The sequence below is a fragment of the Herbaspirillum sp. C9C3 genome (assembly GCF_013359625.1).
In the GTDB taxonomy this organism is placed as follows: Bacteria; Pseudomonadota; Gammaproteobacteria; order Burkholderiales; family Burkholderiaceae_D; genus Herbaspirillum.
Window position 1 is genome coordinate 260,088 of the sequence record NZ_JABFMQ010000002.1, and the last position, 21,679, is coordinate 281,766.

At 59.5% G+C, this 21,679-nt stretch carries 17 protein-coding genes; 12 read left to right on the forward strand and 5 right to left on the reverse strand.

Annotation, left to right across the window (positions count from 1 at the left end):
- Positions 1-193: 193 nt before the first annotated feature.
- The 4 genes from HNO82_RS22440 to HNO82_RS03425 are packed head-to-tail and all read right to left on the reverse strand — an operon-like array spanning position 194 to position 4,758.
- Positions 194-1,177: a TniQ family protein gene (locus HNO82_RS22440; protein ID WP_175342753.1), complete on the reverse strand. Its 984-nt coding sequence runs from the start codon at positions 1,175-1,177 to the stop codon at positions 194-196.
- Positions 1,174-2,142, reverse strand: coding sequence for a TniB family NTP-binding protein (locus HNO82_RS03415; RefSeq protein WP_175342754.1), 969 nt, complete (start codon positions 2,140-2,142; stop codon positions 1,174-1,176). Before HNO82_RS03415 ends, HNO82_RS22440 begins: the two co-directional genes overlap by 4 nt.
- Entirely contained in the window at positions 2,139-4,124 is a 1,986-nt protein-coding gene (locus tag HNO82_RS03420; RefSeq protein WP_175342755.1) for a TnsB C-terminal domain-containing protein, read from the reverse strand. Before HNO82_RS03420 ends, HNO82_RS03415 begins: the two co-directional genes overlap by 4 nt.
- Positions 4,105-4,758 (reverse strand): TnsA endonuclease N-terminal domain-containing protein, encoded by a 654-nt coding sequence (locus tag HNO82_RS03425; RefSeq protein WP_175342756.1) that lies wholly within the window; start codon positions 4,756-4,758, stop codon positions 4,105-4,107. The genes HNO82_RS03420 and HNO82_RS03425 overlap by 20 nt, the downstream gene beginning before the upstream one ends.
- Positions 4,759-5,619: 861 nt before the next feature.
- On the opposite strand from HNO82_RS03425, the gene HNO82_RS03430 reads away from it, so the two are divergent.
- The 5 genes from HNO82_RS03430 to HNO82_RS03450 all read left to right on the forward strand — a co-directional run bounded on the left by HNO82_RS03430 (position 5,620) and on the right by HNO82_RS03450 (position 13,667).
- Positions 5,620-7,731 (forward strand): TonB-dependent receptor family protein, encoded by a 2,112-nt coding sequence (locus tag HNO82_RS03430; RefSeq protein ID WP_175342757.1) that lies wholly within the window; start codon positions 5,620-5,622, stop codon positions 7,729-7,731.
- A gap of 646 nt (positions 7,732-8,377) precedes the next feature.
- Positions 8,378-9,523, forward strand: a complete 1,146-nt coding sequence (locus HNO82_RS03435) for a branched-chain amino acid ABC transporter substrate-binding protein (RefSeq protein WP_008325990.1) — start codon at positions 8,378-8,380, stop codon at positions 9,521-9,523.
- A gap of 168 nt (positions 9,524-9,691) precedes the next feature.
- Positions 9,692-10,204 carry a sigma-70 family RNA polymerase sigma factor gene (locus HNO82_RS03440; RefSeq protein ID WP_175342825.1) on the forward strand — a complete coding sequence of 171 codons (513 nt, stop codon included), beginning with the start codon at positions 9,692-9,694 and terminating at the stop codon, positions 10,202-10,204.
- Positions 10,194-11,177: a FecR domain-containing protein gene (locus tag HNO82_RS03445; protein WP_008325996.1), complete on the forward strand. Its 984-nt coding sequence runs from the start codon at positions 10,194-10,196 to the stop codon at positions 11,175-11,177. Before HNO82_RS03440 ends, HNO82_RS03445 begins: the two co-directional genes overlap by 11 nt.
- A gap of 105 nt (positions 11,178-11,282) precedes the next feature.
- A complete protein-coding gene (locus tag HNO82_RS03450) occupies positions 11,283-13,667 on the forward strand; it encodes a TonB-dependent receptor (RefSeq protein WP_175342758.1) in 2,385 nt (794 codons plus the stop codon).
- A 127-nt stretch (positions 13,668-13,794) separates the two neighbouring features.
- On the opposite strand, the gene HNO82_RS03455 is transcribed toward HNO82_RS03450, so the two are convergent.
- Positions 13,795-14,715: a LysR family transcriptional regulator gene (locus HNO82_RS03455; RefSeq protein WP_008325999.1), complete on the reverse strand. Its 921-nt coding sequence runs from the start codon at positions 14,713-14,715 to the stop codon at positions 13,795-13,797.
- A 368-nt stretch (positions 14,716-15,083) separates the two neighbouring features.
- Here HNO82_RS03455 and HNO82_RS03460 point away from each other — a divergent pair, with 368 nt between their 5' ends.
- From HNO82_RS03460 to HNO82_RS03490, 7 genes are all read left to right on the forward strand, one after another.
- Entirely contained in the window at positions 15,084-15,938 is an 855-nt protein-coding gene (locus HNO82_RS03460; RefSeq protein ID WP_050978060.1) for a SphA family protein, read from the forward strand.
- Positions 15,939-15,987: 49 nt separating this feature from the next.
- Complete coding sequence (locus HNO82_RS03465) at positions 15,988-17,148, forward strand: alpha/beta hydrolase family protein (protein WP_008326001.1); 1,161 nt, start codon at positions 15,988-15,990, stop codon at positions 17,146-17,148.
- Positions 17,149-17,197: 49 nt separating this feature from the next.
- Complete coding sequence (locus tag HNO82_RS03470) at positions 17,198-18,121, forward strand: VOC family protein (protein WP_175342759.1); 924 nt, start codon at positions 17,198-17,200, stop codon at positions 18,119-18,121.
- Positions 18,122-18,140: 19 nt separating this feature from the next.
- On the forward strand, positions 18,141-18,479 hold the full coding sequence (locus tag HNO82_RS03475) for a Rieske (2Fe-2S) protein (protein ID WP_008326003.1): 339 nt from the start codon (positions 18,141-18,143) through the stop codon (positions 18,477-18,479).
- Between the two features lie 30 nt (positions 18,480-18,509).
- Positions 18,510-19,640 carry an FAD-dependent oxidoreductase gene (locus tag HNO82_RS03480; RefSeq protein ID WP_175342760.1) on the forward strand — a complete coding sequence of 377 codons (1,131 nt, stop codon included), beginning with the start codon at positions 18,510-18,512 and terminating at the stop codon, positions 19,638-19,640.
- A 71-nt stretch (positions 19,641-19,711) separates the two neighbouring features.
- The gene (locus HNO82_RS03485) at positions 19,712-20,866 is read left to right on the forward strand and encodes an MFS transporter (protein ID WP_175342761.1); all 1,155 of its coding nucleotides are present in this window, start codon (positions 19,712-19,714) and stop codon (positions 20,864-20,866) included.
- Entirely contained in the window at positions 20,863-21,678 is an 816-nt protein-coding gene (locus HNO82_RS03490; RefSeq protein ID WP_175342762.1) for a cyclase family protein, read from the forward strand. Before HNO82_RS03485 ends, HNO82_RS03490 begins: the two co-directional genes overlap by 4 nt.
- The last annotated feature ends 1 nt before the right edge of the window (position 21,679 follow it).

Below are 21,679 nucleotides of genomic sequence, written 5' to 3' on the forward strand. Positions count from 1 at the left end.
CCAAAACAATATCCAATGACTTCCTTCACAGGAAGAATGTAATTGGCGCCAACGCGCATAAGCCACGAGGACAGTGATTCGTCAGCCAAAGGCAGTGGGCAGCCATATAGTCTCAGTCGTGGTGGCAAATATCCTTTTCCAACTGGTGCTGAGACATCAACGGGATCGAGGGGCATCGGCTTAACTCGCGAAGTCAAAAATCTAAGGTCAACTGAATTCCTGATAGATCGTCCAGAGGGACAAACCTAAGAGCTGTCCGACCGTATTCTCGTTCCAGCTGACGGCTAAGCGTTAGCAGATCAGAGGAAGAGAATTCGTCTTGAATGTAACGCCTGATTTTTCGCAGGCAATCGAGGTCGGAGGGCGTTTCGTAGCTGTCAATGCTTATTGGCGATCCCCAGCGCGCCATGGTGGAGGCCGCTGCCTCGAGCACCGATGTTGCAGATCCAACCCCCAGTTTTGCTCGCCCATGTCCGTTCTTGAGCTGTGTGTGATTCGGCACCAGCCTACCAAGCAGCCAAACGAGCGCGAACTGGGCGTTCAATGAGAGAGACCAGAAGTCTGGGTAGATATCGGGTACTGGCAGACTTGACGGCGGTGAGCGTAACGCCAGCTTTCTGCTGATGTGCTGAGAAAAGAATGCTGGAAATCCACCGGAGCTACTGCGTGGTGAATGTCGAAGGTCAAAGCCGCAATTGCAATAACAAATGCGATTTCTTTTCCAAGAAAGTCGTTTTCCACATGAACCACAAGTGTCAACGAGTCGAATCAGATGATGATGGCAAGACGTGACGAGGGTGAGATCCCAGATTGCGAGGGCTATTTCAGCTTCACGGAGGCATTCTGGGCATATTCGCGGATAAAAGAATGTGAGGAAGCATTCACGCGAGAGTGAATGACCAAAGTAATTGAAGCTTCCTTTGCAATTGTCGGCCAGCGTGTGACGATAGTGGCGGATATCTAGGTCACTGAAAGCACATCCTGCGACGTGCGCGAACTTCAATAGATCACGTCGCGATGGATATGTTGGGGATGAACCCTGGATAAGGCGATAGAGTCGTTCAGGGCTTACGAAATTATTGAGCTCTGTTAGACGAATTAGAAAGCCCAGGAGGCTTTCCTCTGCAGACGGCTGTCCGCGAATGAGCAAGCGCGTGCATGCCTGTCCCCAGATCATTTGCCGATGGCCGAGAAAGGATTGTGTAGCTTGGGATCGCCCCCAGTCACATAGTCGTACGCAATCTTCAAATGTTTGTGTGAGATTTTGTCATCGTTGCCACTTGCGGCGATATAAACGGCTTCGGACAGAATTTTCACCAAGGTTCTCATTTGCCCACCACTTGCAACATGGAGGGCAAACGAAATATCGGGTGCCGCTAAGCCTGCCTGATAGCGCATCGGAAGTTGCTCATCGAAGCTCTGAAGCACGCCTAGGAATTCCGTGCCATATTCGAACATATGGAGAGAGATCATTCCCGGTAGCCTTGTCCTCAGCTGCCCATTTTGTTCGAAAGGCAGGTTGGCATTTTCTTCCCCGAGAAATATTTGCCCAACTTTCGTCGCTGAGTAAATCAGCTTCATTGTGTTCGTTATTTCCTTGGACATCGGCCCCTGTCTGCGCTCTCCAACGTGACTGAATTCGTCTACCATCAGAAGGCGGACCTGGCAGCGCGCGAAAGCCTCAATCACACTATCCACCTTGCCCGGGATCTTGAGATCTTCGGTAGCTCGCAATTTTGAATTCGTAAGAAAAAAGGAACATTCAGCGAGTATCGAATCAAGTATCGATCCAATACGGGGGGCGCTTGAGACCGAAATCGCCAAGACTGGGACTATCAAACGCTCAGGGGTGTCAATTTTGGGATACTTTTCAACCATGTGCTGAACGACAGCGCTTTTCCCGCCGCCAGACTGGGCGATAATTCTGCCGCCACCTGGATCTTCAAAGCGCCCGAATTTGTCGAATGTACGTTGGACAAACTGAATGGCGTTGTCGTACGCCGGATGCAGAACGCGGATTCGTCGCACAGCAGCGACCTTTGCCTCCGGGGCTAGGTGTAACGAATTTTCCCTATCTACTGCGGCACGCGTGCCCCAAGGCGCCTCCATTTTTTCTGGATCAGAGAAGAGCTCAGCACTCATAAGCTCTCCTTTTTGCTCAAGACGGTACCAAATTTGGGTATCTCTGCCGGCATCTTGCTTGTAGCTTTAGCCTGTTGAATAACCTGGTCAACTTGCGCATGCAAGCTAGTAGTAGGTGCCAGCCATTGAGTGACGGATGGAGTGGCGCCGGCCAAGGCAGTGTCAGAGCCGAATTCTCCCATCTTCGCGACCGCTTTGCGCGCCGCAGAAGGTTTTCGCTTGATTTCTGCTGCAACCAACTCTCGCAAGTACGCCTTTGCTCTGCGTAACGCATCAATGTCGATGCGGGATTTCAGGCGTTCTTTTGCTATTTTCCGGATTAGATCGTGTTGCCACTTCGAGAGGCCTTTAGCATAGTCAGGGGCAATACAAGGTACTTCAATGTAGCGTTTTTTATTGGGGTGTTGGACGAAGATGCTACCTATATCTGCTGGCTGGTATTTGTACGTTACCGTTTGGACGGCTCCATACTTCTCCCTTAGTTCATCCATCTCTGCGGAGTTATAAATTAGGTTGTGAAGACGTATGCCATCATGACGCAGCGTACGAGTTTCTGAACGGCCAAATGCAACAGAAAGATGAGCCACACTCTCTGGTAAGAAAACTGGAGTTTCTTTGATACCGTCATTCCATAGGTCTATCGGACGCGTATAGTCCCGGCTTGGGGTGCGCATATAGACGTCAATCAACCATTTGTAGACCAGCTCCAAAAAGATGCTGTAGCGAATAACTGCATGTTTTTCGGGGTCGTAGTCTCCACGCGCTATGAGGTTGGAAAAAGTTGTCCCTGGGAGTTTTTCGAGAAGGCCGGCATTTTGTTCTTTGATGTAACGCTCTATCCCGCCCTTGAACCAAGGCTGGTGACGAGGACACCACGTGATGGATATTCCGAATTCCTGCGCGACGGAGAGTAATTCGGCACTATGAAATTCAGGGCCGTTATCTAGCTTGATTGATACGGGAAGACCAAAAACCGGCCAATCACCTTCTATGCTCGGCAACGCATTAATGATTTTATCTTTGTAAAGTATGCCGTCCCTAAGACAGGAGAACACCGAGTAAAGTGATGGGGGAACAAAGGAGATGAATAGGCCGAAAGGCATCCTGGATGCGGTATCGCGAGCTGCAGTAATAGTTGGTCTTCCTAATGGAAGCATCAGTTCGTCATCGATGACAAATAAGTTTGCTAGGCCGTGGTCAATCTGCACTTCCTCGAGAATTCGCTTAATGGAATTTGTGTTGCGTACGGACCTGAACTGTCTAGTCGCTTCCTTTTTTCCATAACGTGCGACGCAAACTTCATAAGCATTTAACGTGTCAATGTAGCGTCTAATTGTCGCGATACTGGGACAGACCAGCGGCTCGTTCCCTGGTGATTTGTTTCTCTGCGAAATCTTCGAATCTAGATCATCGAAGACATCTGTGGCCGGGCGGCGCTCTAGAGTGAGATAGACGGATTTTATAGATTCATCCAGAAGCGTTTGAACTATCCCAGAGGTGGGAGGGCGTCCACGATTAGCCAAGCGATCAACGAGAGACACCACATCGCAGTCATTGCGTTTATATTCCTTGATCCATCTATATACACTCCGAAGCGACGGTGGGCTTTCTTTGCGACGTAAAGCAACTTGTTCTATGGCCTTGGTGAGCGATTCAAAAGAAGAACCTGGTATTTTTTGAACCTCTGCGATGTACTCACTGCGCTGAAGCGCCTTTTCTTTTTGCTTGGAGCCAAAGCAATCCAAGTCTTGCAAGCCCAATCCTTCAGTCTCCTTGATTTCTTGCCTCGATACTGCAGCGGATACAAGTTGGATTTCTCCCTCACTCCATAGGCGAAGAAACTCACTTTTCTCGATATTCCAAACATCCCCATCGACCAGCGACTCAAAAATCAGTTTTTCACCATTGACCAATCTTCGCATCTCATATTGGACATTTTTGCGAAGTACTAAGAGTCCCGGACTAATTGAGAATTTCTTCATCTGAAAGAATCTCCTGGCCTGAAACAAAGCGAGAAACAATTGATTTTCGTGTGATCGGTGTGTGAAGATCCGTACGCAAGTGGTGGTGGCAAAGAAGGGAATAGAGCGTCAGAAGGTCGAATCCATGGACTTCAATGAGGGTCTCGATTGATGCTGAAAATCCGGAAACAAAGAGTGCTTCTGTTTTGTTTTTGATTACTGCGGAAGGCTGCAGCAATTGGTATCGGAGCAGAAGTTGGATGTTGCTGAGGCGAGGCTCAATGCGGATGACAGTCTCATCCATCACAGAATAGTTCTCGCCTTTGAGACGGACAATCTCAGTAAGTAAGCGCGTTCGCTCCTGAAATTCATCCACAAATTTTTGAAGTTTGACTTCGATCCAAAGTGGCTTGTCTTTATAGATAACGTACAGATCGGGACAATGTTTATGAACTTGATCGTTTTGATCGAGGTACTCCAACCAAAGAACTTGGCTGTCGATGTAAGTCACATCAGGATGAAATCGGAGTATGTCGATCGCGTCACGCTCTAAATGCGATTCCCACTCCACTAACTTTGCATTTTTCCCCAGGCATGGAATCGCGCCAACCATACGATGTGTCGAGCGGTGTACGACTTTGCGAGCAACTCCCATCCTTGACTCCTTGGAGAAAGTAACGGGGAAAGCGAGAGTAACGCTGCTACTGGTGCTACTGCCGAAGGCAGCTGCGTTGGGCTAAATAGCTAGCCCATTTAACAGCTACGCCCGAAATATCGCAGTAACGTCCTCGCAAACAAACTGACTCCATACCGGCCCCGGCGCACTCCTTCACCAAATATTGCTCCAAATAAATATTGGGGTATATACACAGGGCCTTCCTACGCTGAGATCAAGTACGCTCATGGACTCTTTTTGAGAATAGTCCATGGATAAGTGCAATTTCCACGCACAACTGTGTGCATTTTAGAAAATATTTCTGCGCTAGATAAAAGCCGTGCCCGTGGCGATGTTCATAGCTATATAGCTAACTTGTGGTCCGGCCTTTACTGCCTGCTCTCAGCGCGCATGAAAGTCGCTGGAAAGTTGCGAAGTCGTTACCTGGGGATATGCTGATCAGAGAATTGTCAAGTTGACATTGCACCACTGTCATTATTTTTGATCGCGCGCTAAACCAGTGACATTATTTATGAGCGCCTTATGTCATTATTTTTGATCGTCTGAGGTGATATATCTAATAAAATCAAGGGGTTATGTTTTAGGCGTTTGTCAGGATTTTTGATCGCGGACAATGGCCATGCCGGACGTTTTCCGCTGCCGCAGGGCGCTCCGGAGCTCAAAGAAATTCGAGGCTTAATCAGAATAATTATCAAACGCCCCGAAAAATGCGCACGACTTAATACGAATCATTACTATTCCGCCTCCTTTCGGGTGTCTGCCCGAAAGATTCCCTTTTTCAACAAGAAACAAGAAATAAACGGCGGAGGTTCGCCAATATTTTTATTGGACCGAAATGTTATGAAGACTAGTCAGGCCACTTTGCTTTTTGCGCACGATCTACGCATCGCCACCTCAACCCTCGTCTCGCTGGCCATGCTCGGCTGGCCACTGGCAAGCCTGGCACAGCAGCCGGCCGCGGCCCAGGTGCAGTCCGGCCTGGAGCCCATCCAGGTCAGTGGCGACTGGCTCGGCACCGGTCTGGAGAGCAGCGTGAAGACCTATCCGGGGGCGCGCACCGTGGTCAAGAAGCAGGAGATCGACAGCACGGGCGCCGTCAGCATCGGCGATGTGATGCGCCGCATCCCCGGCGTGCAGTCCAGCGACAACGCCGGCACGGCAGGCAGCGCCATCGCCCTCAACATTGGCGTGCGGGGACTGACCGGGCGCTTCTCGCCGCGCTCCACCATCCTGCTGGACGGCATTCCGATGGCGGTCGCGCCCTATGGACAGCCGCAACTGTCCTTCGCACCACTGAGTCTGAACAACATCGAATCCATCGACATCGTCCGCGGTGGCGGGGCCGTGCGCTTCGGGCCGCAGAACGTGGGTGGCGTCATCAACTTCAAGACGCGCTCCATCCCGGCAACCACTGGCATCTCCGGCGATGCCTCGGTGCGTTACAACAGTTACGGTCAGGGTGGGGGCAATACGCAGACCACGGCCTTCGCCGGCGGCCAGAACGACAACGGCATCGGCATGGCCTTTCTTTACTCGGGGCAGGATGGCCGCGGATGGCGCGACAAGAGTGACGAGCACCTCAATGATTTTGCGCTGAAGATGCGTTACGCCCTCTCGCCGAGCGCCGAACTCTACGCCAAGCTCAACTACTACGACGTGATGAGTCGCACGCCGGGCGGGCTGACCACGGCGCAGTACGCCGCCGATCCGTTCCAGAACACACGCCCGCGCGACAACTGGAGCGGCACCCGAAAAGGCTTCGACCTGGGTTACCTCAACACGATATCGGACCATCAGGAGTTCGAGATCCGTAGCTATTTCAACCAGGCCACCCGCCAAAGTACCTTGATCAATGCCGCCCGGGTGCAGCTCTCGCATCAACCGCGCAACTACGAAACCCTGGGCATCGAGCCACGCTATACGCATCGCCTTGCCTGGGGCAGCGTCACGCACGATGTCACGGTCGGCTATCGCCATGTCCGCGAGCGTGGCGACGACAACCTCTATAACGAGTCAGTGCGCACCGGCGCACTGAGCGGATTTGCCCAGTTCCGTAACAGTACCGATGCCCACGCCGGCTATATCGACGACAAGATCGCCTTCGGCCAGTGGCGCATCACCCCGGGCCTGCGCTTCGAGCACGTCAGGTCGACCCGAGTTGACGTGAATAAAAAGGCATCCTACGAGACCGGCAGCAACAAGCCGCTGCCCTCCATCAATGTGGCCTACCTGCTGACCGGGCAACTGACCTTGTTCAGCAATTACAACACCTCCTTCGGCGTGGTGCAGAATTCGCAACTCAACACCATGTCCTCGGCCAATCCGCTCTCTCCGGAGTTGGCCAGGACAATGGAAGCGGGCGCGCGCTGGAAGAGTGCGCAGGCGTCTGCCGAAGCGACGCTGTTCCACCTCGATTTTGACAACCAGATCGTGTCCGTCCAGGGAACCAATCCCAGTGTCTTCCGCAACATCGGCAAGACCCGGCATGATGGCATCGAACTGGCAGCGGACTATACCTTTGACCAGCAAGGTCCGTTGCAGGGCTGCTCGGTCTTTGCCAACTACACCTACACCCGGGCCCTGCAGAAGTCGGGCAGCAACCCCGGCAAGGACCTGCCGTTCTATGCCCGTACGACCGATACGCTTGGCGCCCGCTTCAAGTCCGGCCCATGGGGTGTGAGCCTGTCGACGACGCACCAGAGCCGACAGTTCGCCGATGAAGCCAACACCCTGGCCGAAAGCACCGACGGCAGCCTCGGGGAAATCCCGGGTTTCCGCCTCTGGCATGCCCAGGCAAGCTGGAAGGTGCCAGGCAGGAAGGGGCTTGATGTCACCGCCGGCATCAACAACCTGACCGATCACCGCTACTTCACCCGTACCGTGGACGGCAATCCTGGCAAGCTGGTGGGCGCGCCGCGTACCTTGTACGTGCAGGGGCGTTACGCATTCTGATCAGCGCCTGCGAAAGACGCGTCGTGAACGGGCCGCCATGGAAGGTTCCTGATGGCGGCACCTCACTGACGGGTGCGATCAGCGCATCAAGGCCGGAATCTGCGGCAAATGAATGAAAATTCTCATTTTGCAGGATCATTTGCGCGTGGACTGAGGTTTCCGGGGTAGTCTGCCTGAGTTTCAAGTGCAGTTTTCTTCCGGTCGCCCACCCTTATTGGTGCGCTCCTTCGCATTTCGATTCAAAAAAGTGCATAAAACGTGCGATATGAATGAACAACCGCGTTGGCACGGAACTCGCTCTCCCAGCCGCACCATTACGGTGTATTCTGCCCGGCGGGGCGGTGTATCGGAGGAGCTGCCCCGCCTGGCCTGGCGCTTTGGCCGGGCCGCTTGCCTGCTGTGGCTCCGTCCCTTTTTAACCGGGGATGACCATGCGGAAAGCGCCCGAGTCGAGATGCTGCAAGGCATGGCTCGTTTTTTGCAGTAGCAGAGTCCGCAAGCAAGAACCGGTCAGCGACTGGGAGGCGCTGCGGCGCTTTCCGATCATGGCACCGTCCACATGGCGCTCAGGATCGGTCAGTGCACATAACAAATGGCACAACGAACTGCGTTTTCAATCTTTCATTGGAAGTAATAGGAGCAATTCATGCAAAAAATCAAAATGATTCCTGTCGCTACGGCACTGGTGGCAGCGTTCGCATTCGCAGGGGCTGCGCAAGCACAAGAAGTCATCAAGATCGGTCACGTCGCTCCCCTGACCGGTCCCAACGCGCACATCGGCAAGGACAACGAAAACGGCGCCCGCATGGCCGTGGACGAACTCAACGCCAAGGGTTTCATGATCGCCGGCAAGAAGGTCACCTTCCAGCTGGTGGCCCAGGATGACGCTTCCGATCCGAAGCAAGCCACCACCGTGGCTCAGGCCCTGGTCGATGCCAAGGTCAAGGGCGTGGTCGGTCACATGAACTCCGGCACCACCATCCCGGCTTCCAAGATCTACTATGACGCCGGCATCCCGCAGATCTCGCCGTCGGCCACCAACCCCAAGTACACCCAACAGGGCTTCAACACCGCCTTCCGCGTGGTGGCCAACGATGGTCAGCTTGGTGGCGTGCTGGGTCGCTATGCCGTCAATGAGCTCAAGGGCAAGAGCGTGGCCGTCATCGACGACCGCACCGCCTACGGTCAAGGCGTGGCCGAAGAATTCCGCAAGAGCGCAATGGCTGCCGGTGCCACCATCGTGGCAACCCAGTACACCACCGACAAGGCCACCGACTTCAACGCCATCCTGACCTCGGTCAAGTCCAAGAAGCCGGATCTGGTCTTCTTCGGCGGCATGGATGCCGTGGCCGGCCCGATGCTGCGCCAGATGGACCAGCTGGGTATCTCGGCCAAGTTCATGGGCGGTGACGGTATCTGCACCACCGAACTGCCGGCCCTGGCCGGTGCCGGCCTGAAGGACAGCGAAGTGGTCTGCGCCGAAGCCGGTGGCGTGACCGAAGCCGGCAAGAAGCCGCTGGAAGACTTCAAGGCAGCCTACAAGAAGAAGTTCAACCAGGACGTCGTGATCTACGCACCGTACACCTACGATGCGCTGATGACCCTGGCTGATGCCATGCAGCAGGCTGGCTCGTCGGATCCCAAGGTCTACCTGCCGTTCCTGGCCAAGATCCACCACAAGGGTGTGACCGGTGAAATCGCCTTCGACTCCAAGGGCGACATCCTCAACGGCACCCTGACCCTGTACACCTACAAGGGTGGCAAGCGTACCCTGCTGAGCGTGGTGAAGTAAGCAACAAGCTTCACATCCGGTTCCATGACGGAACCGGATGAAGCCGCTGTGACAAGCCCCGGCCCTGGTGCCGGGGCTTTTTGTTTCATATCGACCAAAAACCAGGCCGCCCCGTCAGCGCATTTCAAGATTATAATGAGACACGTTCTCATTCATTTTCTTGCGGTCATGGCCGACCTTGCATCTTCCCGTCATCAAGACATCGCTGGCATCTACACCGGGTATCACCGGTGGCTGCTGGGGTGGCTGCGCCGTCGCACCGACAATGCCGACCTGGCCGCCGACCTGGCCCAGGATACCTTCGTCAAGATGATGGTGGCGCGCCGCGACTTCAGCCTCGATGAAGTCCGCGCGCTGCTGGCCACCATCGCCCGCGGCCTGATGATCGACCATTTCCGCCGCTGTGCGCTGGAAGCGGCCTTCCTGGAGATGCTTGCGCAGATGCCGCCCGAGCATCTGCCCTCGCCCGAAGCGCAACTGCTGGTGCTGGAAACCCTCAACGAAGTCGACGCCATGCTGGCCGCGCTCCCCCCCAAGGTGCGCAGTGCCTTCCTGCTGTCCCAGCTAGATGGCCTGGGCTATGCCGAGATCGCGACCCGTCTGCAGGTCTCGCTCAGTTCGGTGCAGCAATACATGAGGCGCGCCTTCACCGCCTGTTACCGCCTGCAGTATGGCCGCTGACATCAGCCCGCCGAGCGAGGACATCGTCATGGCCGCCATCGACTGGATGGTCAGACTGCAATCGGGCAGCGCCACCGACCACGACCAGCAAGCCTGCCGCCGCTGGCGGGCTCAATGCCCGCAGCACGAGCTGGCCTGGCAGCGCCTGCAGTGCCTCAGCGAACGGATCGCCACGCTGCCCGCGACCCTGGCCCATGGCAGCATCGGCGCCAGTCCTGCCCGTACCCGCCACAACCGCCGCTTCGCCCTCAAGACCCTGTGCATGACGATCGGTGCCGGGCTGCTGGCCACCAGCGCTGCGCGCCTGGCGCCATGGCAGGCGTGGATGGCCGGGTACACTACCGGCACCGGTGAACGGCGCCGCGTGGTGCTGGCCGACGGCACCGTGCTGGAACTCAACAGCGCCACCGCCGTGGATGCGGATTACGACCAGCAGCGGCGCCTGCTGCACCTGTATCGCGGCGAAGTGCTCATCAGCACGGGACATGAACGTGATCGCCCCTATCGGCCCTTGCTGGTGCAGACCCGACTGGGCCAGGCGCGCGCGCTGGGCACGCGCTTCCAGTTGCGTGATGCGCAGGAGGGCATGCGCCTGGCTGTTTATGAGGGCGCGGTGGAATTCCGTGCTCATGATGAGCACGCGGCGGTACGCGTGGATGCCGGGCAACAGGGGTTGTTCGATGCGCAAGGACTGGTCGGCAGTCTCGCCCCGGCCAATGAGCAGGCCAGCGCCTGGATCGAAGGCGTCATCATCGCCGATCACATGCCCCTGGGCCAACTGGTGGCCGAGCTGGAGCGCAGCCTGCCTGGCAGGCTGCGCTGCGATCCTGCGGTCGCCAGCCTGCCGATCTCAGGCGTGTTTCCGCTCGACCAGCCCGCCCGCATCCTGGCCGCGATCGCCCGGACCTTGCCGGTGCGGGTCGATTCCTTCACGGACTACTGGATCACCTTGCGACCACGGGATGCCACCTGATGCAGGCATTGGCGTAAATCATTTTCATTTTTTTCTGCAGGTTTTTGGATCTCGTTCGGTTTACCAGAGAGCAAGTCCTCTTCAGCTAATCACCCAACGAGATCCATGACCATCCGAACCTGCTTCCCCTCGCGTCCGACCTTGTCCCGACTGGCGATACTGGCCGCTTTGGCCAGCCCCATGGCGGCTGTTCAGGCGCAAGCCACCGACACCCAACGCCAGAGCTACGACATCCCCGCCGGGCCGTTGGACCCGAGCCTCAACAGTTTCGCCCGCCGCGCCGGCGTGTTGCTGTCCTTCGATCCGGCCCTCACGCGCGAGCGCCAGAGCAAGGGGCTCTCCGGCCGCTATACCGTGGCCGAAGGCTTTGCCGCGCTGCTGGCCGGCACGCCCCTGCAAGCCATCCGCAATGCCGATGGCAGCTACACCGTGATGGCCCCCGCAGGCATCACCGGCAGCAATGCCAATGCTGTCCTGCCCACCGTCACCATCACCGAAAGTGCCGACCCCACCGCGCCCTATGCCGGTGGCCTGGTGGCGCGTGGCGGCAGCCTGGGCGTGCTGGGCACGGCCAGCGTCATGGACACGCCCTTCAGCACCACCAACTACACCTCGCAAGGCATCGAGGATGTGCAGGCGCGCGCCATCGGTGACGTCATCACCAACGATGCCTCGGTGCGCAACACCAATGGCAATGGCGGTTTCGGCGACAGCTACCAGATTCGCGGTTTCACCATGTCGGCCAATGACGTGGCCTTCAACGGACTCTACGGCATGGTGCCGCTTACACGCATGCCCATTTCCATGGTCGAGCGCATCGAAGTACTCAAAGGGCCGGGAACGCTGATGTATGGCATGGGGCCGGCCGGCGGGGTCGGCGGGGCGGTCAACCTGATCCCCAAGCGGGCACATGAAGATCCGGTCTCCAGCGTCACGGCCACTTATCTCTCCAATTCGCAGTTCGGCGTGAAGGCCGACCTCGGACGTCGCTTCGGCGAGCAGCAGGAGTGGGGCATCCGCGTCAATGCCCTCTATGCCGATGGCAATACCGGCCTGTCCGGCAGCAATCAGCAGCAGAGCATGGGCTCGGTCGGGCTCGACTACAACGGTGGCCGTGTGCGCTGGAGCCTGGATGCGTATACCCAGCATGAAGACGCGCGCAACTTCCGCCCGCAATTCAGCGTCAGCAGCCTGGTCATGCCGGAAGCGCCCTCGGGCAAGACCAACCTCTACCCGGGCACCACCCTGCAATCGGACGACAAGGCCGTGACCACGCGCCTGGAATACGACATCAACGACCAGCTCACCGCCTACGGTGCCGTGGGCTATCACGAGGCCAGCTCCTACCAGAGCTTTCCCAGCGCCACCATCCTCAATGCAGCCGGTGATACGGGGACTCTCTCCAATGGCTATTACGACCAGAAGGTGGTCTCCACCTCCGCCGATGTGGGCCTGCGCGCGCGCCTGAACACCGGTGGCATCAAGCACACCGTGATGCTGGGCGCAAACATGCTGGACCAGCAGACCGATTATTTCTACCTCTCCGAAAGCAGCAGCGTCACCTCCAACCTGTATCGCCCGGTGGCGCTGGCCGCCATTACCGGTGCACGCGGCCAGCCCACGCCGCAAAGCCAGGTACGCCTGACCAGCCTTGCCCTGACCGACACGCTGTCGCTGGCCGATGACCGCCTGCGTTTCATCGTCGGCCTGCGCCGTCAACAGGTCTATTCGCACAGCCTGGTCGATGCCACCCAGACCTCCAACAAGACCGCCATCTCGCCGGTACTGGGTGTGGTCGTCAAGCCGGTGCAGAACGTCTCGCTCTATGCCAACTACACGGCGGCGCTCAGTGCCGGTGGTTTCACTTCGGCCAGCGACGGCAATCCCAACCAGCTCTTCCCGCCCTACAAGTCCAAGCAGGTGGAAACCGGGGCCAAGGTCGACTGGGGCCGCATCACCACCACCGCCGCCGTATTCCAGATCGAGCAGGCCAATTCCAGCACCACGCTGGTCAATGGCGTGAGCACCACCACCCAGGATGGCCGCAACCGCGTGCGCGGACTGGAACTGGCGGCCTATGGTGAAATACGGCGTGGCCTGCGCTTCAATGCCAGCGGCACCTTCTTCGATGCCAAGCAGTACCACACCGACAATGGCACCAATGACGGCAAGGATGTCGGCGCTATCCCCAACAGCAATTTCAATCTCGGCCTGGACTGGGATGCGCCCTGGCTGCAAGGCTTGGCCTTGAATACCCGCGTCACCCGTACCGGCTCGATGTGGTACAGCAACGAGAACAAGCTCAAGGTGCCGGGATGGACCCGCGTCGATATCGGTGCGCGCTACATCACCCGAACGGCAGGGCAGGTCGTGACCTATCGCGCCAACATCGAAAACCTGTTCGACAAGAATTACTGGCTGATGCAGAACGGTTATGTCGGCACGGCATCGGGGCGCACTCTGGTGCTGTCGGCGCAGGTCGATTTCTGATCTGCACGTACTTAGTTGTGAGTTGCATCTAATACCCTGCTGCTGAAAGGCAGCAGGGTATTTTTTTAAAAAACTTGGTTGATATAAATAATTTATACTGATTATCGAAATGGCTCAGGCTGCTTCATCAAGCCATTTCCATGTCCATCTCCCTCGCACTTTCCAGGAACACCTGCCGCAACCACTCGATGCCCGGATCATTGGTGCGATAGCGGTGCCACTGCATCATCTGGTGCATCTCCGCCAGCGGCAGCGGGCTCTCCTTCAACACCACCGGCAGCTGCGCCGCCAGCCTGCGCGCCAGCCGGCCATGCACGGTGGCGATGCGATTGGTCCCTTGCACCAGCGCCACGCAGGAAGCAAAACTGAAGCTGGTCACTTCCACCCGCCGTGCAAAGCCCAGCTTGTTGGCCATCCACGCTTCCACCGACGAGGCATTGGCACCCGGCGGCACCATCACCACATGACCGGCCTCCATGTAGCGCTCCAGCGTCAGCTTGCCCTTGGCCAGCGGACTGTGGCGCCACACCACGCAGACATGACGTTCGCGAAACACTTCCTCCGCAGGATGATCAGGCGTACAGAATTCTTGCGGCAATACCAGCAGATCGACTTCGGCCCGGTCCAGCGAGCGGGTCGGGTCCTGCACCTGCGGCATGAGCGCAAAGCGGATCTGCGGCCCCTCGGCGTGGGCTCGTGCGATCACCCGCGGGATCAGCACGTTCAGGCTGAAGTCCGACACCGAGATGCGGAATTCCCGATGGGAGTCGGCCGGCACGAAGGCCGGCTTGGCCGCGATCGATCCTTCGATGCGACGCAGCACATCGTTGACCGCGTCGCGCAGCACTTCGGCACGGGGCGTGGCTTCCATGCGGCGGCCGACCTGGATCAGCAACTCGTCATCGAAATACTCGCGCAGGCGCCCCAGTGCATTGCTCATGGCGGACTGGCTCAGGTGGATCTTCTCGGCGGCGCGGCTGATGTTGAGTTCGGTCAGCAAGGCGTCCAGGGCGACCAGCAGATTGAGGTCGAGCTTGTTGAAACGCATGAATAAGTCTCCGTTGTCGGGGGCCGGCCTTTCTTCTGTGCAAGGCTTGCAGGGCGCGGTCATGTATTGATCCCGTCCATATCATGAATCAAAACAATCCATTTGATCAATATCAACCACAACCTTAATCTTCACCCAACCGCTGCACGGCCTCGCAGACAGACACGAGAAAAGGCTGGCACGGCAAGCTGGTGGCGCATTGGTTGCGCCACTGTTGAGCCTGGCCCCGACAAGACGCCGCGACGGCGAACAACAAGCCAGGCAGGGTAGGAGACAAGGAGACAGCAGTGAAGAGAGGAACCGTACCAGCCCGGCGGCTGGGCAATCGTGCCGTCCTGGCCACCCTGGCCGTGATCGGTGCTGCCAGCATGCAGTCCGCGCAAGCCTTCGAAGGGGGTGTTTCGCCATTCCCCACCGGGTCCACCAGTGAATATATTGCCGCCCTGCCGCCCATTGCGGGCCTGTTCGCAGTGCAGCAGTTCAACTACAGCAGTGCCGACGGACTCTACGACAACAACGGCAACAAGCGTCCTATCCCCTTCAAGACGGATGTCTACTCGGCCACCACGCGCCTGCTGGCTTCCTACGGTGTGCAATGGATGGGGGCCAAGGTGTATTCCCAACTGGTGCTGCCAGTGGTCTCGCTGCATACCGAAGTGGCCGGCCATGGCGAAAATCACAGCGGTCTGTCCAACATCACCTTCACGCCCTTGCTGCTGCGCTGGGATGTCGCCGCACATACCAATGTCACCTTCGGCTTCGACTTCGCGCTCAAGACCGGCTCCTATGATGCCAAGCGGACCAGCGTGGCAGTGGGCTACAACTCCTACCAGCCGGTGCTGGCGATTCGCCACAACGATCCGGACGGACTGGACCTGGGCATCTCCAACCGCCTGCTCTTCAATGACAAGAACAGCGATACCAACTACCGCTCCGGCACGGCCTATGTGGCCGACTTCATCGGCGGCTGGAACTTCGGCAAGTGGAAGGTGGGCGTTACCGGTTCCTACCTGAACCAGTTCACCGATGATCGCCAGAACGGCGCGGATATCACCGGCAATCGCTCCCGCAGCTTCGCCATGGGCCCCACGGTGGCCTACAACGCCGGTACCTACAGCATCAACATGAACTACCAGCGCGGTCTGTATGCCGCCAATACGACCAAGAGCAATGCCGTCTGGATCAACTTCGCCATGCCGCTGTGGCTGGGCGGCCCGCGCTGAGCCGGCGTCGGCCTCGCCGGGCATCACTCATCATCAAAGGAGTTACACCATGTTCCGTTACTTCCCGACGAACTATGTCTGGAATCTTTCCGTCGACCTCGCCATCGAGATGGGCGCGCGCATCGGTGAAATCGAAGCCATGTGCGCCCCCTTGCAGGAGGCGGCCAAACAGCCTGACGCCGAAGGCACCGCTGCCTTCCGCGCCACCTGGGCGGACATGGCAGAAAAGCTGTGCAGCCTGGCCGCCGAAGACGAAGTACGCGGCCGGCTGCTTTCCGCAGGCGCCAAGTACAAGCGTGCGGCCAGCTACCTGCTGACCTGCGAACGCCTGCAGGCGCATGGCGCGCCGGGTCGGCTGGAACTGTATCGGCGCTTCCTGGAGGTGTTCCAGCGCGGCATCACCCTGGCCGGCGAGAACTGCGAGCGGGTCGAGATTCCCTATCAAGGCAAGGTCATCTCCGGCTTGTATGTACGCGCCAACAAGGTCAAAGGTCCGGCCCCGATTCTGGTGCAGCTCAATGGACTGGATTCGACCAAGGAAATGAAATACCTGGTCGGCCTGCCCGGCTGGCTGGCCGAGCGCGGCGTGTCCTCGCTGGTGATCGACCAGCCCGGCACCGGCGAAGCGCTGCGTCTGCATGGCATGACCGCGCGCTTCGATGCGGAGCACTGGGCAAGTCACGTGGTGGACTGGCTGGAGCAGCGTGATGATGTGGATGCCAGCCGCATCGGCTGTGAAGGCGTCTCCCTGGGCGGCTACTACTGCCCGCGCGTGGTGGCCATGGAGCCGCGCTTTGCCTGTGGCGTGGTGTGGGGAGCCAATCACGACTGGCGCGATGTACAGAAAAAGCGCCTGGAAAAAGAGGGCGATTTCCCCGTGCCGCATTACTGGCAGCACGTCAGCTGGGTATGGGGCGCCAAGGATATCGACGACTTCATGCGCATCGCCGAAGACGTGCATCTGGATGGCGTGGTCGAGAAGATCCGCGTGCCTTTCCTGGTCACCCACGGCGAGAAGGACACCCAGATTCCCCTGAAGTGGGCGCACCGCACCTACGAACAACTGGTCAACAGCCCCAAGCGCGAATTGAAGGTCTTCACCGATCGCGAAGGCGGCGCGCAGCACGCCAGTTTCGACAACTCCATCAACGCCGGCCACGTCATCGCCGACTGGGTGGCCGAGACCCTGGGCGGGCGCACCAAGGCCTGATGCGCACGACGCTACGACACAACACCGAGTCAATCACAAGGAAATCCGCATGAACATCATTGGACCCGATGCCCTGGTCTTTGGCGTGGACGATCTGCCCGCCTGCCGCCAATACCTGATCGACTATGGCTTGAAGGATGTCGGTCATGACCGTTACGAAGCCCTCGATGGTACCGCCATCGTGCTGCGCGCCAAGGACGATGGCACCCTGCCGCCGCCCATGGCGACCGCCAGCCTGCTGCGCGAGACCGTCTATGGCGTGGCCGATAACGCCACGCTGGATGCCATCGAAACCGAACTGCGCCGCGACCGCGAGGTCAGCCGCCGCGATGGCGTGGTGCGCAGCGTCGACGACATGGGTTTCGCGCTGGCCTTCCAGGTCACCGTACGCCGCCCGCTTGCCATCCCGTCCGAACGCGTCAATGGTCCTGGCGATGCCCAGCGCGCACCGAACCAACTGGGCCTGCCCGCCGATGTGCAGGCCCTGCCGCGTACGCTGTCGCATGTGGTGTATTTCGTTCCTGACGCCGCCAAGGCCGAGGCTTTCTATCAGCGCCTGGGCTTCGTCTGTACCGACCGCTTCACCGGCGTGGGTCCCTTCCTGCGTCCCGCGGGTACGCAGGACCACCATACCCTGTTCATGATCCAGACCCCGCCCTTCATGAAAGGCTGCGAACACTTCACCTTCCACATGGGCGGTCCGACCGAAGTGCTGCTGGCCGGCACCCGTTTCGTCGAGAAGGGTTACCAGAGCTTCTGGGGGCCGGGGCGTCATCGCTTTGGCAGCAACTGGTTCTGGTACTTCAATTCGCCGCTGGGCTGCCACGTCGAATACGATGCCGACATGGACCTGCATGATGAACAGTGGGCCGCGCGCGAAGCGCCGATGGGCGCGGATGCCTCGCAACTGTTCCTGTTCCAGTACCGCGAAAAGTGGGCGCCGAGTGGTCCGCCGCCGGGCGCCGCACGCTGACCCGCGCGGGGAGACGGCCATGTACCTGTGCCATGTCACGCAATTGCCCGAAGACGGTGCACGCGGTTTCGATACCGACGGGGCCGGGCAGGCCACCATCTTCCTGTTGCGGCGGGGCGACCAGATCCGCGCCTGGCGTGACAGCTGCCCGCACCACGGCACCCCGTTACCGTGGCGGCGCGATGCCTATCTCGACGCCAGCGGCCAGCACGTGGTCTGTGCCGCACATGGTGCGCTGTTCGATCCGCTCACTGGCGTCTGCACCCTCGGCCCCTGCCTGGGCGATACGCTCACGCCGGTGGCGCTGCGCCTCGACGACGACGGCGGCCTGCACCTGGCCACCGGCGCCGATGCTTAACCCTTTCAAGAACAAGATTCAGGAGACACCATGACACTCGCAGCCCAACGCATCCTCATCATCGGCGGCGGTTTTTCCGGCATGTCCGCCGCCATCGATCTGCGCCGCCGTGGCGCGCAGGTCGACCTGGTGGAACTGGATGCCCAGTGGCGCAACTATGGCGCCGGCATCAGCCTGGGCCCGGCCACGCTGCGTGCCCTCAAACAACTGGGCGTACTCGATGTCTTCCTGCGCGAAGGTGCGGCCGGTGACGGCGTGCGCCTGTGCCTGCCGCACGGACCGCAGATCGCCGAACTGCCCACGCCGCGCCTGGCCTCGCCCGATGTCCCTGGCGGCGGCGCCATTCTGCGTCCGGTGCTGGCGCGCATCCTGGCCGATGCCACCCGCGCAGCCGGTACCGATGTGCGCCTGGGCTGCACCTTCACTGCCGTGCGCGAGATCGATGACGAGGTCGAGGTAGACTTTACCGACGGCCAGACCCGTCGCTACGATCTGGTGATCGGTGCCGACGGCCTGTATTCCAAGCTGCGCGCCCAGCTCTTCCCCGACGCACCCAAACCGCGCTACAGCGGCCAGGCGGTATGGCGCGCCATCCTGCCACGTCCGGCAGAGATCACCACCTGCACCATGTGGATGGGGCCGCGCATCAAGCCCGGCGTCAATCCGGTTTCCAAGGACGAGATGTACCTCTTCGTGACCGAGCCGCGCCCGGTCAACGAGCACCTCGATCCGGCCAGCTTCGTGGCGCGTCTGCGCGGCCTGCTGGAAGATTTCAGTGCACCGGTCCTGAAGACCATCCGTGACCAGCTCGATGACAACGCCCGCATCATCTTCCGTCCGCTGGAAGGTCTGCTGCTGCCGCGTCCGTGGTACCAGGGACGTGTCGTGTTGATCGGTGATGCGGTCCATGCCACCACGCCGCACCTGGCTTCGGGAGCCTGTATCGGTATCGAAGACGCCCTGGTGCTGGCCGACGAACTGGCGCGCAACACCAGCGTACCACTGGCCCTGTCAGCCTTCGAGGAACGCCGCTGGGAACGTTGCCGCATGGTGGTGGAGAACTCGGCGCGGCTGGGCGAGATCGAGGTCGAAGGCGGCGACAAGGAAGAGCATTCCCGCATCATGCGCGAGTCGCATGCGGCACTGGTCCAGCCCATCTGACGTCCATAAAGCATATAAAAAATATAAACGATTAACGGTTCTGCAATCCGCGTACGACGCGAGGAGACAAGATGATCACGACCTATTCCAAGCGCGCCCTGGCTGCGCTGATGCTGGCCCACTGTGCCGGCATGATCGACCTGGTCGCGCTGCCCGTCTGGGTCGGCACGCTGGTGGCGCATTACCACTTCGATGCGCGTCAGGCAGGCTTGCTGGCGTCGCTGTTCCTGGGCGGCGCGGTACTGGCCAGTGCCGTGCTGGCCCCGCGCTTCGATCCGGAAACGGCGCGCTGGAAGGCGGCCATCGGCTTTGGCCTGTCGGCGGCGCTCTTTGCGCTGGCCGCGCAGACCCAACATTACCTGCTGCTGGCCTTGCTGCATGCGGTGTGCGGGCTGACCACCGGTCTTTCCCTGAGCGTCACGCATGGCACCATCGCGCGGGGCAGCAATCCGCATCGCGGTTTTGCACTGGTCGGCATCGCGCTGGGCGTGTTCGCCATCCTGTTCCTGGGCAGTGCACCGCCTGTCATCGCCAGTCTCGGGGGCGCTGCCTTGTTTTACCTGTTTGCGGGCGTGATGGCGGTGGGGGCGCTGGCCTGCGCCTTGGCGTTTCCGCGTGCCGAGACCGATGGCACGGCCCGCGTGGCTGCGCCGCGCCAGCCGGTGCCACGCCAGGTCTGGTACGGCATTGCCGGCATTGCCTGCATGGGTCTGGTGCAATCGATGACGTTCAGTTTCCTGGAGCGCGTGGGCAGTGATCGCGGATTCGGACTGCAAGCGGTCACGGGTGTGCTCATCGCGCTGGGCTTCGTCAATCTCCTGCCCGCGCCGCTGGCGGCCCTGCTGGAAAAACGGCTGCCGGCCCGCAGCGTACTCATGGCCGGCCCGCTGGTGCAGGCGCTGCTGGTGGTGGTGATCATGAGTTCGGCACGCTTTGCGCCCTATGCCGCGGCGGCCTCGGTCTTTGCTGCCGTGATGATCTTCACGCACACCTTTGCCTTTGGCCTCATGGCCCGGCTGGACCGCAGCGGTCGCGCCATGGCCGCCACGCCCGCCATGCTCATGACGGGCGCGGCCATCGGCCCCATCCTCGGCGGCACGCTGGTGCAGGGCTGGGGCTATGGCAGCCTGGGACCGGTGGCCCTGGTCCTGGGCGTGAGTGCATCGATCTGTTTCTCGCGACTGCCACGCGCGGTCGCCGTTCAACCCCAGGAGGCCCTGGCATGACCGTATCCCCGCAAGCGCGTCGGCGTCATCGTTTCGTCGACCTGTCCATCTACCTTGAAAACGACGTGCTCTCCGACCCGCCACCCCTGGCACCGAAGATCACTTACCAGAAGCACGCCGATACCCTGCCCGAGTTCATGGCCATGCTGCCCGGTACGCAGCCCGAGGACTATCCCGATGGCGAGGCCGCCGCTGCCGAGTGGGTCACGCTGACCACGCACAATGGCACGCACCTGGATGCACCCTGGCATTTCCACTCCACGCAGGATGCCAAGAACGGGGGCGCACGTCCCTCCATCACCATCGATGAAGTCCCGCTGGAATGGTGCTTTCAGGCCGGCGTGAAACTGGACTTCCGTCACTTCCCCGATGGCTATGTGGCCACCGCCGCCGACGTGGACGCTGAACTCAAGCGCATCGGCCACGTGCTGCAGCCACTCGATATCGTCGTGGTCAATACCCGCGCCGGATCGCGCTACGGTCATCGCGACTATCTCGGTGCCGGTTGCGGCATGGGCTACGAAGCCACCATGTACCTGCTCGAACGCGGTGTGCGCCTGACCGGTACCGATGCCTGGAGCTGGGACGCACCCTTCTCCTATACCGCACAGCGCGTGGCCGAGACCGGCAACAAGGCGCTGATCTGGGAGGGCCACAAGGCCGGTCGCGATATCGGTTACTGCCACCTGGAGAAGCTGCACAACCTCGAAGCCTTGCCTGCGCACGGCTTCACCATCAGCTGCTTTCCCCACAAGATTCGTGGCGCCAGCGCCGGGTGGACCCGCGCGGTAGCGATCTTCGACGAAGGCTGAA